Annotated in this window: 15 protein-coding genes; 6 read left to right on the top strand and 9 right to left on the bottom strand. The window is 57.6% G+C overall.

Annotation, left to right across the window (positions count from 1 at the left end):
• Positions 1-204: hypothetical protein (locus MLD04_RS15495; protein WP_248160358.1), on the top strand; the 204-nt coding region annotated here is incomplete at its 5' end.
• Positions 205-252: 48 nt separating this feature from the next.
• Here MLD04_RS15495 and purT read toward each other — a convergent pair.
• From purT to MLD04_RS15515, 4 genes are read right to left on the bottom strand one after another with little or no spacing between them, the layout of a single operon-like run.
• Positions 253-1,449: a formate-dependent phosphoribosylglycinamide formyltransferase gene (gene purT, locus MLD04_RS15500; protein WP_248160359.1), complete on the bottom strand. Its 1,197-nt coding sequence runs from the start codon at positions 1,447-1,449 to the stop codon at positions 253-255.
• A 1-nt stretch (position 1,450) separates the two neighbouring features.
• Positions 1,451-1,633, bottom strand: a complete 183-nt coding sequence (locus tag MLD04_RS15505; protein ID WP_248160360.1) for a DUF1289 domain-containing protein — start codon at positions 1,631-1,633, stop codon at positions 1,451-1,453.
• Complete coding sequence (locus MLD04_RS15510) at positions 1,630-2,163, bottom strand: gamma carbonic anhydrase family protein (protein WP_248160361.1); 534 nt, start codon at positions 2,161-2,163, stop codon at positions 1,630-1,632. The genes MLD04_RS15505 and MLD04_RS15510 overlap by 4 nt, the downstream gene beginning before the upstream one ends.
• 1 nt (position 2,164) lies before the next feature.
• The gene (locus MLD04_RS15515) at positions 2,165-2,752 is read right to left on the bottom strand and encodes an NUDIX hydrolase (RefSeq protein WP_248160362.1); all 588 of its coding nucleotides are present in this window, start codon (positions 2,750-2,752) and stop codon (positions 2,165-2,167) included.
• Positions 2,753-2,850: 98 nt separating this feature from the next.
• On the opposite strand from MLD04_RS15515, the gene MLD04_RS15520 reads away from it, so the two are divergent.
• Entirely contained in the window at positions 2,851-3,396 is a 546-nt protein-coding gene (locus MLD04_RS15520; RefSeq protein ID WP_008937921.1) for an NUDIX hydrolase, read from the top strand.
• Here MLD04_RS15520 and MLD04_RS15525 read toward each other — a convergent pair whose 3' ends face one another.
• The 3 genes from MLD04_RS15525 to purL form a co-directional block, all read right to left on the bottom strand.
• Positions 3,397-3,708 (bottom strand): YqfO family protein, encoded by a 312-nt coding sequence (locus MLD04_RS15525; RefSeq protein WP_248160363.1) that lies wholly within the window; start codon positions 3,706-3,708, stop codon positions 3,397-3,399. It abuts the gene before it with no gap.
• 236 nt (positions 3,709-3,944) lie between these two features.
• Positions 3,945-4,085 carry a hypothetical protein gene (locus tag MLD04_RS15530; protein WP_248160364.1) on the bottom strand — a complete coding sequence of 47 codons (141 nt, stop codon included), beginning with the start codon at positions 4,083-4,085 and terminating at the stop codon, positions 3,945-3,947.
• A gap of 41 nt (positions 4,086-4,126) precedes the next feature.
• Positions 4,127-8,032: a phosphoribosylformylglycinamidine synthase gene (purL, locus tag MLD04_RS15535; protein WP_248160365.1), complete on the bottom strand. Its 3,906-nt coding sequence runs from the start codon at positions 8,030-8,032 to the stop codon at positions 4,127-4,129.
• Between the two features lie 279 nt (positions 8,033-8,311).
• Between purL and mltF the strand changes: the two genes are divergently transcribed.
• The gene (gene mltF / locus MLD04_RS15540; protein ID WP_379883459.1) at positions 8,312-9,832 is read left to right on the top strand and encodes a membrane-bound lytic murein transglycosylase MltF; all 1,521 of its coding nucleotides are present in this window, start codon (positions 8,312-8,314) and stop codon (positions 9,830-9,832) included.
• Here the strand turns inward: mltF and MLD04_RS15545 are convergent.
• Positions 9,829-10,320 carry a regulatory protein RecX gene (locus MLD04_RS15545; RefSeq protein WP_248160366.1) on the bottom strand — a complete coding sequence of 164 codons (492 nt, stop codon included), beginning with the start codon at positions 10,318-10,320 and terminating at the stop codon, positions 9,829-9,831. The two genes, mltF and MLD04_RS15545, sit on opposite strands and share 4 nt — an antisense overlap.
• Positions 10,321-10,498: 178 nt before the next feature.
• Here MLD04_RS15545 and MLD04_RS15550 point away from each other — a divergent pair, with 178 nt between their 5' ends.
• A complete protein-coding gene (locus MLD04_RS15550; protein WP_248160367.1) occupies positions 10,499-12,955 on the top strand; it encodes a DUF349 domain-containing protein in 2,457 nt (818 codons plus the stop codon).
• 6 nt (positions 12,956-12,961) lie between these two features.
• On the opposite strand, the gene MLD04_RS15555 is transcribed toward MLD04_RS15550, so the two are convergent.
• Entirely contained in the window at positions 12,962-13,225 is a 264-nt protein-coding gene (locus MLD04_RS15555; protein ID WP_248160368.1) for a late competence development ComFB family protein, read from the bottom strand.
• A gap of 183 nt (positions 13,226-13,408) precedes the next feature.
• Between MLD04_RS15555 and MLD04_RS15560 the strand changes: the two genes are divergently transcribed.
• Together MLD04_RS15560 and MLD04_RS15565 are read left to right on the top strand one after the other, a co-directional pair.
• On the top strand, positions 13,409-14,617 hold the full coding sequence (locus tag MLD04_RS15560; protein WP_248160369.1) for an acetyl-CoA C-acetyltransferase: 1,209 nt from the start codon (positions 13,409-13,411) through the stop codon (positions 14,615-14,617).
• A gap of 30 nt (positions 14,618-14,647) precedes the next feature.
• On the top strand, positions 14,648-16,798 hold the full coding sequence (locus MLD04_RS15565) for a 3-hydroxyacyl-CoA dehydrogenase NAD-binding domain-containing protein (protein WP_248160370.1): 2,151 nt from the start codon (positions 14,648-14,650) through the stop codon (positions 16,796-16,798).
• Positions 16,799-17,012 lie beyond the last annotated feature (214 nt).

Below are 17,012 nucleotides of genomic sequence, written 5' to 3' on the forward strand. Positions count from 1 at the left end.
CCGCTACCTTGTCAACCGCTTTCTGAAGAAATCTCGAACTCTTTTTTCTTCAAAGCTTTCAAGCAGTTAACTCCCTCGAACCCCGCCGCCTCAGCGGCTTGTCCCTCAGAAGTGGTGCGCATTCTACAGCCCTCAGCCAAACTGTCAACGACCAATTTTCCTTTATTTCAAAACCCTTCGGTTTCCACCTATTCGACTGATTAAAATGCGCGCAGTTCCGTCTTCTTTATCGGTGAGCTACCCGGCCACCAATCAAAGCTCAACGCCCACGGCTGAAGCGGCTACACGAGCCTTTTCCCGCGCCTCATCAATGCTATCCGCTTTCGCCAGCGCGACGCCCATCCTGCGTCGGCCTGCGAGTTCCGGCTTACCAAACAGCCGCAACTGGGTGTCCGGCTCAACAAGCGCCTTTTCAACATGCGTGTAAACCACATCGGAGGACTCGCCTTCCGGGAGAATGACAGCAGATGCACTGGGTCCGTTCTGGCGAATCGCCGGTACCGGCAACCCGAGAATCACCCGCGCATGCAGTGCAAATTCGGAGAGATCCTGAGATACCAGCGTTACCAGCCCCGTGTCGTGGGGGCGAGGCGACACTTCAGAGAACCAGACGTCATCTCCTTTCACAAAGAGCTCTACGCCATATATGCCGTAGCCTCCAAGATCGTCAACAACAGCCCGGGCAATCTGGCGGGAACGCTCCAGCGCTTTCGGTGACATTGGCTGAGGCTGCCAGGATTCCCGATAGTCACCATCTTCCTGTCGGTGACCAATCGGATCGCAGAAGGAAATGCCATCACGGTGACGGACGGTCAACAGGGTTATCTCATAATCAAAATCGACAAAGCCTTCAACGATCACACGCCCCTTACCGGCCCGGCCGCCGCTCTGGGCGTAATCCCAAGCCGCATCGATATCAGCGTCGGTTTTGACCGTGCTCTGGCCTTTACCGGAAGAACTCATGACCGGCTTGACCACCAGCGGCAAACCCACCTCCTTTACAGCAGCCAGAAATTCATCCCGGTCTCCGGCAAACCGGTAAGGAGATGTAGGCAATCCCAACTCCTCAGCTGCCAGTCGGCGAATACCTTCCCGATTCATAGTGAGATTGACCGCCCTCGCCGTCGGAATCACCCGATAGCCTTCGGCTTCAAGCCGGACCAGCTCCGGCGTCGCGATCGCCTCAATCTCCGGCACGATCAGATCCGGCTTTTCCTGCTCAATAACGGCCCGAAGCGCGGTGGTATCCAACATATCGAGAACGTGAGAGCGATGCGCTACCTGCATGGCCGGGGCATTGGCGTACCGGTCAACGGCAATGACTTCGACGCCAAGACGCTGAAGCTCAATCACCACTTCCTTGCCGAGCTCACCCGAGCCACAGAACAGAACCCTGAACGCGTGAGCCTTAAGCGGAGTGCCAATACGCACTGAATCTTTGTCTGTCATTTCAGAGGGCCACCTTTTCTTCCCGTTTTGCAACTTCCTGCAGAACCTCTCTGCGTTCCTCGTTGGTCATTCGGGTCCAGCGCAGAATTTCATCGCCGGTCCGATGGCAACCGATACAGAGATCGTTTTCATCAAGAGCGCACACGCTCACGCATGGAGAACGCACTTTTTCCGAACTTTTCATTTAGAGGGCTCGCAGGGTGAGAGTTGCTCCCTGTATCGTGCGGCATTCTCAACATAGTGGGCCGCGCTCATTTCCAGCATTTTTTTCTGCTGATCGTTGAGCTGCTTTTTGATCTTGCCTGGCGAGCCGACAACCATCGAACCATCCGGAATTTCCATACCCTCAGGGATCAGTGTATTGGCGCCAATAAGGCAGTGCTTGCCGATTTTGGCCCCATTGAGCACGACCGCATTGATACCGATCAGCGAATAATCGCCGATATCACAACCATGCAGCATCACCTTGTGCCCCACGGTTACGCCCCGACCAAGTGTCAGGGGAATGCCCGGGTCCGTATGCAACACGGAGCCATCCTGAACGTTCGACTCCGGTCCGATCGTGATCAGGTCGTTGTCGCCACGAATCACCACGTTGTACCAGACACTGCTTTTTTCCATCAGCTTCACGCTGCCAATCACGGACGCGTTATGGGCAACAAACTGATTCTCACCAACCAACTCCGGACTGCGTTTGTCCAACTCGAAGTACATGTCAGCCTCCTGAAGGGGGTTCAAGCAAATCAATGCCTGCATCGTACACGGCGTTCAGAAAGTCCACCAGAACCACGGCAGACAGGCCCCAGATCTGATAACGGTCCCACCGGTAGCAGGGCACATAGAAGGTATTGTTGAGGAAATTGAGAGAGTCCGTACGCTCCCGGCGATCTTCCAGGAAAAAGGAGACTGGCACACGAAAGACGCTCTCGATCTCCGCGGGATTGGGCTCCAGGGGGTGATCGACAGGAACCACACCGACGTAAGGAGTAACGAGAATACCGTAGCGGGACATAACCTGACTGAGGGGCGCAATGACCTCGACCTCGCTCGGAGGAAGGCCAATCTCCTCGTGGGTTTCACGCAAGGCGGTCGCTGCCAGAGAAGGATCCCCGGGATCACGCTTACCGCCGGGATAGGCGACCTGACCTCGATGGGTACTCAGGGTCGATGACCTCAGCGTAAAAATCATTTCGGGATTCCCGGGCGAATCGGTGATCGGGACCAGGATACCCGCCTCCGGGTAATCCAGCGCCAGCTGTCGCGGTGCGTATCCAGCCAATCGTTGGGTCAGAAAATCTCGCAATGAACCACTCCCGGGAACGTCGCCATATTGGCTGGGACATAGGTAGCCGGTATGGTTAAACTGACTACTAAAACCCAACCAGTATACGGTGAAAAAACATGAAGTATTGCAGCTTTTGCGGCCATCCGGTGGAACAGCGTATCCCCGAAGGGGACAACCGGCACCGCTATGTCTGTACCAGCTGCGAAACCATACATTACCAGAACCCGAGAATCATCGCCGGTACCGTTCCTGTGTGGGAGGGCAAAATACTTCTGTGCAAACGAGCAATCGAACCCCGCTATGGTTATTGGACTCTACCGGCGGGCTTCATGGAAAACGCCGAAACCACCATTGAAGCGGCAGCCCGTGAAACGCAGGAAGAAGCACTGGCCGAAGTCGACATCGAGGGGCTGTTCTCCATCATCGATGTTCCTCACATCAACCAGGTCCATATGTTTTACCGGGCCAGCCTGATCGGTGGTAAATTCGGCGCGGGTGAAGAGTCCCTGGAGTCACGCCTGTTCGGTGTCGATGAAATCCCCTGGGAGGAAATCTCCTTCCCGACCGTCAAAAAGACCCTTGAGCTCTTCCTTGAGGACATGAAGTCGGATCACTATCAGGTTCACCTGAAAGACATCCGCCGCCCAATGTCCCGAACCTGATCAGCGCAATTCCATCCGGTAAATCTCATAGGCGGGCTCTTCGTATGGATGCGCCCGCTTGAAAGCCTCAAGCGCCCTGTCGATAACCGCGTCGTCACACACCAGTTCCACCTTGAATTCGTCGACGACCTCAAGCTCACCCCGATTTCCAAGATAAGGATCGCTTCCTTCCAGCGGCCGGAACTGCCCCTGCCCCCGACATTGCCATGCACAACTGTCGTAATCACCAATCTTTCCGGCGCCGGCATCAAACAGGGCCTGCTTGGTCTGTTCCAGGTGGGACTCGGGTACGAAATAGCAGAACTTGAACATGCAAAGCCTCCTCCATTTGCGGACATTTTTTGTACAGATTAGCAACTTAGCCACTTACCCACAGAATCTGTGGATAACTCTGGGGAAACTTTTTGGGAACACGCCTCGAAACCCCGTAAATACTGCACTCCCCTCAAATTGGCGACAAAATGGCCCGATTATTTTTTCCCTTTATTTTCAATGATCTGCGAGATCCGATCAAATATTGAACCAAGATCCCTTCCTTTGCGCACACATCACACAACCGGGCTCCATAAGTGTGCATAAAAGCACTGCGTCAAGCGTTTTTTTTGCCATTTCAGCGCTTTTTTACCTTGAAATGCGCCCCAAAAAAAGGCAACAGAGCCACAAAAAAACCGGTGCAGGATGACATTCATTCAGAATGGCCCCTGCACCGGTTTCAAGGACTACCGATTCGTTAACTAAACCAGCGCCTCGCGTTGCGGAACATCCGCATCCAGGGACCATCTTCCTGCCATTGAGCCGGTCTCCATGAATACTGGACAGCCCGGAAAACCCGCTCCGGGTGCGGCATCATGATTGTTACTCGCCCATCCCGGGTCGTAACCCCAGTGATACCACCTTCAGATCCGTTAGGGTTGAACGGATAGCGTTGGGTAACCTCGCCCCGGTTATCCACGTATCGCAACGCGACCAACTCATTCTCGGCAAGTGTCGCAGCAGAGTTACTGCCGGCGAATTCCACCCGCCCTTCACCATGGGCAACGGCAATCGGCATCCGAGACCCACTCATACCATCCAGAAAGGCAGAGGGCGATGAGGGTACTTCCACCATGACCAGGCGCGCTTCGAACTGTTCGGACTCATTCCTGACAAAACGCGGCCAGCCATCGCTACCCGGTATCAGTTCGTGCAGGTTTGACAGCATCTGGCAGCCATTACAGACGCCCAGGGCCAACGTATCCTGACGGTTGAAAAATTCCGCGAACTGGTCACGGACCCGGTCACTGAACAGAATCGATTTTGCCCAACCTTCACCGGCACCGAGCACATCGCCGTAGGAGAAACCACCACAAGCCACCAGTGTCTTGAAGCCCTCCAAAGAGCTCCGACCGGACAGCAGGTCGCTCATGTGGACATCCACTGCGTCGAAACCAGCCCGATCAAAGGCGGCTGCCATCTCGACCTGACCGTTAACGCCCTGCTCCCGAAGCACTGCAACCTTCGGACGCGCACCTCGGGCGATGTAGGGAGCCGCAATATCGTCATCAAGGTCAAAGGTTAACCTGGCATTCAGGCCGGGATCGCTGGTATCCAGCAGGTTGTCGAACTCTTCCCCGGCGCAGTCGGCATTGTCACGCAGTGACTGGATCCGATAACTGGTTTCCGCCCAGAGCCTCTGAAGATCCACCCGAGGCTCATCCACCACCGTCTCGCCCTCAAATGAGAGTCGAAGCCGGTCTTCGGTGTTCAGCGTACCGATCACACTGGTATGGTCGCCCAAGCCTGCCGCGGAGAATTGCTGGAGTACGAAGCTGGTATCCTCCCGACGAACCTGAATGACGGCACCCAACTCCTCATTGAACAGTTCACGAGCAAACTGGGAGCTATCCTCCGCCAGACCGTCAAGTTTGATATCAATGCCGGTGTGACCGGCAAAACACATCTCGGCAAGGGTGACGAACAGACCACCGTCGGAACGGTCGTGATACGCCAGCAGTTTGCCGTCGCCATTCAGCCCCTGAATCACGGCAAAGAATGCCTTGATGTCCTCCGGGTCGTCGAGGTCCGGAGCCACCGCTCCGACATGACGATAAACCTGCGCCAGCGCAGAGCCACCAAGCCGATTCTGACCAGCGGCGAGATCCACGAGGATGAGATCGGTCTCTCCCGAGTCCGTCTCCAATTGAGGTGTCAGGGTCCGGGAGACATCGGTAACCGGGGCAAACCCGCTGACAATCAGAGACAGCGGCGCCGTCACGCTTTTGGATTCGCCGTTGTCCTCCTCCCACGTCATTTTCATGGACATGGAATCCTTGCCAACCGGGATCGTAATACCCAGTGCCGGACACAGCTCCATACCCACTGCACGAACTGTTTCGTAAAGATTCTCGTCTTCGCCCGGATGCCCTGCGGCGGCCATCCAGTTCGCGGAGAGCCTGATATCCGACAATTTACCGATGGGCGCGGCCGCAAGATTGGTGATGACCTCACCAACCGCCATGCGTCCAGATGCTGGTGCGTCAATGACCGCCACGGGCGTACGCTCACCCATAGCCATGGCCTCGCCAGTGCTAACGTCAAAAGAACTGGTGGTCACGGCAACGTCACTGACCGGCACCTGCCACGGGCCGACCATCTGGTCCCGGGCGACCAGGCCGGTAATGGTCCGGTCCCCGATCGTAACCAGGAAACTTTTGGAGCCTACCGCCGGCAGCCGAAGCACCCGGCGAATCGCGTCGTTCAGATCAACCTTGGTAGAATCGAAAATCGGCTTGGTGAAGGAGGACCGGGAAACGCTGCGATGCATGCGCGGCGGCTTGCCAAAGAGAACCTCCATGGGCAGATCGACCGGCTTGTCATCGAAGTACGAGTCGCCAAGCTCAAGATGATGGGCTTCAGTGGCCTCGCCAATCACAGAGTATGGGCAACGCTCCCGACGACAGAGCGCATCGAAAAGGTCCAGATTTTCCGGCGCAACGGCCATCACGTACCGTTCCTGGGATTCGTTACACCAGATTTCCAACGGAGACATTCCAGGCTCGTCGCTGAGGATATCCCGCAACTCGAACTTGCCGCCCCGGCCGCCGTCTTTGACCAGCTCAGGCATCGCGTTAGACAACCCGCCTGCGCCCACATCGTGGATAAAGCAGATCGGGTTTTTGTCACCCATCTGCCAGCACCGGTCGATCACTTCCTGACAGCGCCGTTCCATTTCAGGGTTGTCCCGCTGGACTGACGCGAAATCCAGATGCTCGTTACTGGTCCCGGAATCCATGGAGGACGCTGCGCCACCGCCCAGTCCGATCAGCATTGAGGGCCCCCCAAGCACAATCAGCTTGGCGCCGACCGGAATATTGCCTTTCTCCACGTGTTGCTCGCGGATATTGCCGAGCCCCCCGGCAATCATGATCGGCTTATGGTAACCGCGCACTTCCTCACCGGCCGCCCCGGGCACCTTCTCTTCGAAAGTACGGAAATAGCCGGCCAGATTCGGGCGACCGAATTCGTTATTAAAAGAGGCGCCACCAATAGGGCCCTCAATCATGATATCCAGCGCCGAAGCGATACGATCCGGCTTGCCATATCCAATTTCCCAGGGCTGCGGGTCGTCGGGAAGATTGAGATTGGAGACGGTAAACCCGGTCAGACCGGCCTTTGGCTTGGAGCCACGCCCGGTCGCACCCTCATCACGGATCTCGCCGCCCGACCCTGTGGCAGAGCCAGCCGCCGGTGCAATCGCAGTGGGGTGGTTGTGAGTTTCCACTTTCATGAGGATATGGATGTCTTCCTCATGGTATCCGTAAATGCCGGTTTCGGGATCCGGGAAAAAGCGGCCTCCACGGCTACCGCGAATCACCGAGGCATTATCCTTGTACGCCGACAGCACACCCTCACTGTTCATTTCAAAGGTGTTGCGAATCATCGCGAACAGGGATTTTTCCTGTCCTTCGCCATCGATGTCCCAGGAGGCGTTGAAGATTTTGTGGCGGCAGTGTTCCGAGTTGGCCTGGGCGAACATCATCAGCTCAACGTCAGTCGGATCCCGCTGGAGGTCGGTAAACGACGTCACGAGATAATCAATTTCATCGTCCGCAAGCGCCAGTCCCAGATCCCGGTTGGCCTTGACCAGCGCCTCCCTGCCGCCAGAGAGCACCGGAATCCGGGCCAGAGGACGAGGCTCGTCGTGGCTGAAAAGGAGTTCCGCCCCTCCCATCTCGTGGAACACTTTCTGAGTCATGCGATCGTGGAGCAGAGCCGCAATCTGCTCCCGCTGCTCCAGCCCGAGTTTCCGGCTGGCACGAATGTAATAGGCGATACCCCGCTCGATACGATGGATCTGCCTCAATCCACAGTTGCGGGCAATATCGGTCGCCTTGCTGGACCAGGGCGACAGGGTTCCCGGCCGGGGAACAACCAGAAAAAGCACACCCTCCGGATCTTCCACAGGAACGCTCGGGCCATACACGAGAAGGCGGTCCAGGATTGCCTGCTCAGCATCGGAAAGGTCGAATTCAAGGTCCACAAAGTGCATGAACTCTGCATACACGTGCTCAACTTCCGGGACGATATCCTGGATCCGGGAATGCAGTTTGCGGGAACGGAAGGGCGAAAGCGCGGGTGCGCCGCGAAGTTCAAGCATGATATCAACCTGTATCGCGCGAAAAGAAAGGGAATCCGGTGCAATTTGAAAGCCCGCAATGATACTTGAAAGCGAAGCCGGGATACAGCGCACCTGCGGTTATTGCGCACCCGGATAATTGACATTGTTTTGCATTGTCCTGCCGGTGTTTTATTGACCAGAGCGAATCGGCCAAGGATCATGTAGAGAGCAAGGAAGCGACGAACACCAGGATCCAGAAATACGCGAGCGAGTTCCGTGCGTATCTGGCTGAAGTAAGTTCTCAGGGAGATCAGGGATTTGCCCAGATTATTGCACCGCCTTTTTGCTTCCAATGCCCCCGTCGCCTTGGTCATCGGTGCAGCCCTCACACTCTCGGGCTGCTCACGCCCGAGTACCGTCCAGGAAATTCGGAACGAAGGCACCCTGCACGTCATTACCCGGGTTGCGCCTTCGATCTACTACGAAGGTAGGGACGGCCCCACCGGCTATGACTATGAACTCGCCAAACGTCTTGCCGGAAAGCTGGGGGTAAAGCTCAAGGTCCGGACGGCTGAGGACAACACCGAGATTCTGTCGGTGCTTGACCGGAATTACGCTCATATTGGCATGGCAGGCCTTTCGGATCAGCCAGAGTTCGACAAGCGATTCCGAACACTCGCCACCGGCATCCGAACCCAGTCCGTCGTTGTCTATCACCGGGACATGAGTCGGCCGGAGTCACTCGCAGACCTGTCCGGGAAGAGCCTGAACCTGGTCGCTGACAGCGATCATGAAGCAATCCTGAAGTCGCTTGGTGCCCTCGATCAGTCGATTGCACTGAAAACGCACCCTGGCCTCGATCCCGCCGGTATTCTTGCCAGGGTCGAAAGCGGAAAGTATCCCTTTGCCGTTGTCTCCTCCAATGAACTGGAACTGAACCAGGTGTTTTTCCCGCACGTGAAGGAGGCGTTTGCTCTGGGCAAACCCCGTGAACTGGTGTGGCTGTTCCCGAAAGAACAGGATGACACCCTCGTCAAGACAGCGCGCTCGGTCCTGAATGACCTGAAAGAAAACGGTGTGCTGGCCCAGCTTTCCGAGCGATTCTACGGCCATCTCGACCGCCTCAATTACGTGGGAGCACGCACTTTCATGTTCCATGTGCGTAATCGGCTACCGAAATATGAAGACCTTTTCCGTGAACAGGCCAAGGCATTCGACATGGACTGGCGACTGCTTGCGGCCATCGGCTATCAGGAATCCCACTGGCGACCCAACGCCGTCTCCCCGACCGGCGTGCGGGGTCTGATGATGCTGACGCGCAATACCGCGAGCTACATCGGCGTCAACAACCGGCTGGACGCGGAAGAAAGCATTGAAGGAGGCGCCCGCTACTTCCAGATCGTGCATGACAAGATTCCCGAGCGCATACCCGAGCCGGATCGCACCTGGTTTGCCCTGGCTTCCTATAATGTCGGCTTCGGGCACCTCGAGGACGCCCGACGACTGGCGGAAAGCGCAGGAAAGGATCCAGATCGCTGGATCGACGTGAAGGAATTTCTGCCACTGCTCGCGCAGAAAGAATGGTATTCGAAGACTCGTTTCGGATACGCCCGGGGCCAGGAGCCCGTTATTTATGTCCAGAATATCCGCCGCTATTACGACGTGTTGGCACGCCTGACCTCGCCGGCTGCCCCAGTCTCTCCTGAGGTACCTCCACAATTGTCGAGTGCCGAGCCAACCAACAGCCAGAGCAATGCCGATACATCACAGGCAAAGGACGATCCCGAACTCAGAGCGAGCCTGCCTCCGGACCTGAGCGTCATTCCCCCGACGCTCTAGTCACAATCCCGCTCCTCGGGGAGGGACGTTGCCTCAAGAGCCGCTTCGACCTGGCTGGCCGAGAAACCACGACGGTTCAGGAAGCGGGCTTGCCTGGCTTTTTCCTCCCAGTCATCGTCAAGATCTGACAGCCCGAACCGACGATCCCTCAGGCGAATGGCATTGTGGCACCAGGCCGCTTCGTCCATGTCGTCAAGACAGGCCGGTGTTTCGCGGACTCCCCTTTGCTGCAATTCCCCCACAATCCTCAAGGGCCCGTAACCAAGATCCAGGCGCTGACGGGCGTAAACGTCGGCAAACCGGCTATCATCCAGCCAGCCTTCCGCCTCATATTCGTCGAGAACCTCCCGGATCAGATCCTCCGCGAACCGGCGCTGCCTGAGCTTCAGCGAGAGCTCACGACGGCTGTGCTCCCGGCGCGCCAGCAATCGGAGCGCCACCGCACGGGCCCGGTATTGTTCGTCACCACGATTTTCCTGTTTTGCCATTCAGACCCTTTCCGCAAACGCCATCAAAACGCTAGACTAGCCCCCGATTTTCCATCATCGGATGGGCTTGATCAGCAGAGGCCATCCGATACCCGTACCCGGCATACCGAGCCGATGGCCGGTGACGGAGCACTTTGCCCGACACCGAGGACTGGTTTCAATCCCAAAGGACACCTTCATGGCCGCATTTATCCAGAAACTGTTCAAATCCCGCAAATCCGCGAAACCGGCACCCAAAAAAGCGGACAATCCGGCGCAAGCCCCCGTCGAGGACACGCGAGCCAACCAGCGGGACAAACAGCTCGAAGCGCTTGGGGGACAGGCTACCCAGGACGAACTGGCAGACCTCGCGATCAATGGCGTGACCGCCGATATTCGCTTGTCAGCGGCTCAGAAGCTCACCGACCCCGAGGCGCTCCAACGGGTCCAGAAACAGGCCAAAGGGCGGGACAAAGGCGTCTATCAGATCGCCAAGCAGGCTCTGCACGCACTGAAGGAGGCCCGGGATCTGGAAGCCGACACGGCCAGGAAAATCCAGAAGCTGATCAACAGCGCCGAAGAACAGGCCAACAGCGAGGATACCAAGCTTTTCGAGGCACGCCTGGACGCTTTACTCGGCCAATGGCAGCCTGTGGAATCCTCAGCCACGGCGGAGCAAACCCAGCAGTTTCTGGAGGCAGTGCACCGCTGCCGTCAGCGCCTGCAGGATATTGAATCCGAGTTGACCGAATCCCTGCGGCACGAGGAACAGCAGCGGCAACGGAAGGAAACACTCACCCTGCTGGAGGACACCCTTGAGGGGCTGAAATCCCGGACGACGGACCTCCCCTCTCTGTCCTCGCTGGATGCCCTGCAACGAACCCAGGAAAATCGCTGGCTCGAAGCCACACGCGATACCGATGTCGGCAAGCAGGAACAGAAGGCTTACGAGACGCACATGCAGAGCTTGCGGCATTACCTGGGGGCCGTTCGCCGCCTTTCACAGGCCGAGGACACGATCAGCCAGCTCTCCGGGCTCTTCAACTCCGGTGAACCCACCTCGCAAGAACACCGGGACCACGGAAAAGCCCTTCTGAAAGACATTGACTGGCCGGAGGAATTCCCCCTGCCCCAGGCTCTGGAATCGGTTCGAAAGCTCGCCGGAAAACGTCCGGATACCCCGCCGGTCCAGAAAGACACGCAGGAACAACAGGCGCTTTCAGACGACCTCCAAAACCTGATCGAAAAACTCGAATCCGCCCTTGAGGCAAAGCAGTTCCGGGAGTCCAGACAACTGCTGAAATCCGCACAGACCCAGTTCAAACAGCTCGACCGTCGGCATGCCCGCCCGTTCCAGGCGCGTATGCAGTTGCTCGCCGGCCAGTTCCGGGAGCTGAGTGACTGGCAGGGGTTTGCCACTGAGCCCAAACAGATCGCGCTGTGCGAACAGATGGAATACCTGGCAAACCAACCGATGGAGCCGGAAGCCAAGGCGGAGCGGATTAAAGAACTTCAGACCGAATGGCGGGAACTGGGCGGCTCGTCGGACCGGACTCTGTGGTCCAGATTCAAGGCTGCCTCGGATAAGGCATTTGAGCCCTGCAAGGCGTATTTTGAGGCCAAATCCGGGCTCAAGCAGGCCAATCTAGAGAAGCGACAGGCGATCTGCGACGAACTCGAGACTTTCCTGACGCACGCGGACTGGAACAACGTGGACTGGAAAGGCGCAGAGAGAATCCACCAAACGGCTCGGCAGGAATGGAAGCAGGCCTGGCCCGTCGAATTCCGCGATAACCGCCAGGTTCAGAAACGATTCGACGACCTGCTCCGCCGACTGGAAAAGCCGCTCGATGAAGAACGGCGCCGAAACGAGGCCCTGAAACAGGACATCGTTGAAAAGGCGCAATCCCTGGTGGAACACGAACCGCTGCAGGAGGCCATGAACGAGGCCAAAGCGCTTCAGGCCGAATGGAAGGCCATTGGCATCACCCGGCATCGTGAAGACCGGAAACTCTGGCAAGCCTTCCGCAAAGCCTGCGACCGGATTTTTGAACGCCGGGATGCCCAGCGGAATGCCCGGCATCAGGCAACTGAAATAGCCGACCAGACTGCCAGCGAAGTACTGGCGAACCTGGACGCTCAGGCGACGCCCGAAACCGATGAAGCCATCCAGCAGGCGTTGACCCAGATTCAGTCCATCGATACCGGCGCACTGTCGGATTCACTCAAAGACCGGGTTCGGGCAAAACGTCAGAATCTGACGGAAAGGCTGAAAGCCGTGCGGCTCACACAAAAAATCGGACACTGGCAGCAATTGATTGAAGCCCGTGGAAACGGCGGTATCGTGCCTTCAGAGATCCCCGATCACTGGCACCGCCTCGTGGCCGACCAGAACGCCGTGCCTGCCCAGGAACTTGTGATCCGTGCCGAAATCCTCGGTGGTATCGAATCGCCTGCCGATGAACAGCAAAGGAGAATGGAGATTCAGGTTAAAAGGCTCACCGCCGGGCTGGGTAACAGCGATCAACAACCTGACCCGCTGCAGGAAATGGAACAGCTTGTCGCCCAATGGTGTCTCCAGCCTTCCGAAGAACCGGTCGACAGCAGCCTGGCGCAGCGCCTGAATAAAGCCTTGATGGGGGCTGCCTCCAGCTGATCTACGCTACTCCCGCCGATGCTCACTGACAAACGCCCTGGCTGCACGGACAGCGGCCAGGGATTTGTCTTTCATATCTTTCAGTTCCTCGTCTGCCAGATAGAACATCATATCGATTGAATGCCGGTAATAGCGCGTGGGCAACCTGTTCAGGGCCACGCACATGACGTCGGTCAGATAATCGGCGTTATCCGTCTGCTCGCTTGTTGCCTCGATCGCATCTGCCACCAGGCGTTCATAAAAATTGTCGATCGCATCTCTCAGGGACATCCCAGACCTCCCGGATCTAATTCTCTCTACCCTGAAACATAGAAGCCCTCGGGACGATTGTCATGGCCGGTGAGCAATTTCGCCAATGGGATTGGCAGCCGGCGTCATTACGCGTATCCCGGTTCAGAGGCTATGGTTACCTGCACAACAGACAACCACCCAACCATCACCAGAGGACAGGCAATGAGCACCGAAGCCTACATCTTCGACGCGGTTCGTACCCCCAGGGGGCGTGGCAAAAAAGACGGTTCACTGCACAGCGTCAAACCCATCAGCCTGCTGACAACGGTGCTGCATGCCCTAGAGACCCGGAACAGCCTGAATACAGCAGAAGTGGACGATATCGTCATGGGCTGTGTCACAGCCATTGGCGATCAGGGCGCCGACATTGCCAAGACGGCCGCCCTCGCGGCCGACTGGGACGAAAAGGTCGCGGGCGTGACCCTGAACCGTTTTTGCGCTTCCGGGCTCGAGGCGGTGAATCTGGCAGCCATGAAGGTTCGCTCCGGCTGGGAAGACCTCGTTGTCGCTGGCGGCGTTGAAGCCATGTCCCGTGTGCCGATGGGATCCGATGGCGGTGCCTGGGCCACCGATCCGGAAACCAACCTTCACACCGGATTCATGCCCCAGGGCATCGGCGCCGATCTTATCGCAACACTTGAAGGTTTCTCCCGCGAGGACGTTGACGGGTTCGCCGTGAACTCGCAAAGAAAGGCGGCCAACGCCTGGGAGAACGGTTACTTCAGTAAATCCATCATCCCCGTAACCGACCAGAATGGCGTGGTGATCCTGGACCGTGATGAACATGTCCGGGGCAGCACCACAGTAGAATCCCTGGCCAGTCTGAAACCGTCCTTCCAGATGATGGGAGAAATGGGTTTCGATGGTGTGGCCCGTGAAAAATACCACTATGTCGAGAAGATCAATCACGTTCACCACGCGGGCAATTCTTCGGGCATCGTGGATGGCGCCACCGCCATGCTGATCGGAAGCGAGGCCAAGGGGCGTGAACTGGGCCTGACGCCACGGGCCCGCATCGTTGCGACCGCGGTCACCAGTACCGACCCCACCATCATGCTGACCGGCCCGGCACCGGCGGCGCGCAAGGCTCTGGCAAAGGCGGGAATGTCAGTCGATCAAATCGACCTGTTCGAAGTCAACGAAGCGTTCGCCTCCGTCGTCATGCGCTTCCAGCGGGAACTCGATGTACCGGATGAAAAGGTCAACGTGAACGGCGGAGCCATCGCCATGGGTCATCCGCTCGGTGCCACCGGAGCCATGATTCTGGGCACCCTGCTGGATGAACTGGAACGCCGTGAACTGCGCTATGGCCTGGCCACACTCTGCGTCGGCGGCGGCATGGGCATTGCCACCATCATCGAACGTGTCTGACCCCAAAGATTGCGAACAGGAGAACCAATCATGAGCGCCATCAATTACGAACTGGGGACAGATCAGATCCTGACCCTCACTATCGACATGCCGGGACAATCGGCCAACACCATGAACGCGGAGTTCCGGAAAGGCCTCTCGGAAACCGTACAGCGGGTTAAAGCGGACCTCGACACCATCCGGGGTATCATCGTGACGTCTGCCAAAAAGACGTTCTTTGCAGGAGGCGACCTCAGGGAACTGCATGGAGTCACCGCGGATCAGGCCGGTCAGTTCGAGACAATGGTCAATGGCCTCAAGGCCGACATGCGTTTTCTCGAAACTACCGGCAAACCCCTGGTCGCCGCCATTAACGGCAGCGCTCTGGGCGGCGGGCTGGAAATTGCCCTGGCCTGCCATCACCGGATCGTCCTTGACGACGAGCGCATCCAGCTTGGCTTGCCGGAAGTGACGCTGGGACTCCTGCCCGGCGGAGGCGGCACCCAACGCCTGCCGCGAATGATTGGCCTTGAAGCCGCGTTTCCGTATCTCATGGAAGGCAAGAAAGCCAATCCGGCCGCCGCACTCAAGGCCGGGATTGTCGATGCACTGGCCAGCTCGCCAGAGGACATGCTGGACAAGGCCAGAGCGTTTATCGATGCACACCCCAAGAGCCAACAACCCTGGGACCAGAAAGGCTTCAGGTTCCCCGGGGGCGCCCCGCATCATCCGGCCATGGCCCAGAAGCTGGCGATTGCACCGGCCATGCTCAGGCAGAAAACCAGAGGCTGCTATCCGGCACCGGAACGTATCCTCTCGGCCGCCGTCGAGGGCGCCCAGGTTGACTTCGATAACGGCAGCCTGATCGAAACGCGGTATTTTGCGGAGCTGGTCGTTGGCCAGGTGGCCAAGAACATGACCGGAACCTTCTGGTTCCAGCTCAACGCCATCAAGGCCGGCGGCAGTCGCCCGGACAAATTCCCCCGGGAAACGTTCAGGAAAGTCGGTGTTCTGGGTGCCGGCATGATGGGGGCAGGCATTGCCTATGCAACCGCCGTTCGTGGCGTCGATGTCGTACTCAAGGATGTGTCTGCGGAAAACGCGGAAAAAGGCAAGGCCTATTCCGAGAATCTGCTGGCGAAAAAGGTCGGCCGCGGGCGCATGAGCGAAGCCAGCAAAACCGACATCCTGGAGCGAATTACACCCACCGAGTCCGCGGACGACCTGGAAGGGTGCGATCTGATCATCGAAGCGGTCTTCGAAGACAGCAGCCTGAAGGCCAGGGTCACCCAGGAAGCAGAACCCCGGATGGTCACCAATGGCATCTTCGCCTCCAACACCTCCACCATCCCGATCACCCAGTTGGCAGAGGCATCCGGAAAACCGGAGAACTTCATCGGACTGCACTTCTTCTCACCGGTGGACAAGATGCAGCTCGTGGAAATCATCGTCGGGGCAAAAACCTCCGATGAAACCCTGGCCCGCGCCTTCGACTATGTTCAGCAGATTGGCAAAATTCCGATCGTGGTCAACGACAGTCGGGGTTTCTTCACGTCCCGTGTCTTCGGTACCTTCGTCAACGAGGGCATCGCGATGCTCGGCGAGGGTATTCACCCAGCCAGCATCGAAAATGCCGGGCTGTTGTCGGGGATGCCCGTCGGACCGCTGGCTATTTCCGATGAAGTGAGCATGACCCTCATGCAACACATCCGGGATCAAAGCAAGCGCGACACAGAGGCGGCGGGAGCTACGTGGAACGCCCATCCTGCCGAGGCGATCATCGATACCATGGTTGATGAATTCGGGCGCAAAGGTAAAGCCACCGGCGCCGGATTCTACGAGTACCCGGAAAAAGGTCGGAAATACCTCTGGCCGGAACTCGAACGCCGTTTTGTCGATTCGGACAAAGCCCGGTCAATTGCATTGCAGGACCTGAAAGACCGGATCCTGTTCATACAGGCGATCGAGACCGTTCGCTGTCTCGAAGAAGGTGTTCTGAGAACCGTTGAGGACGCCAACGTTGGCAGTATTTTTGGCATCGGATACGCCCCCTGGACGGGTGGTGCTATCCAGTTCATCAACCAGTATGGCGTTCGATCGTTCACCGAACGGGCCCGCGAACTCGCGGCTCAGTACGGGGAACGTTTCACCCCGCCCGATCTGTTGCTCGAACACGCCGAATCCAACAAACCGTTCGCCTGAAGCGCCAACACCCGGGGAGTTCGGCTCTCCCCGGGTGCCATCCTGAAGCTTACCGATTGACCAAAATGTGACAAACCTGACCAGTTCATGGACAGATTGTCACGAACCGATACTCCCTGCCTATGGCAACCGATCTGGCGCTTGCCTACAATAAATTTATCGTTCATGGGTGAGCATCCGGCCGACATGCCGGATTCCCCGCACCGTCAGGTAA

The organism is Marinobacter koreensis, assembly GCF_023156285.1.
Lineage (GTDB): Bacteria > Pseudomonadota > Gammaproteobacteria > Pseudomonadales > Oleiphilaceae > Marinobacter > Marinobacter koreensis.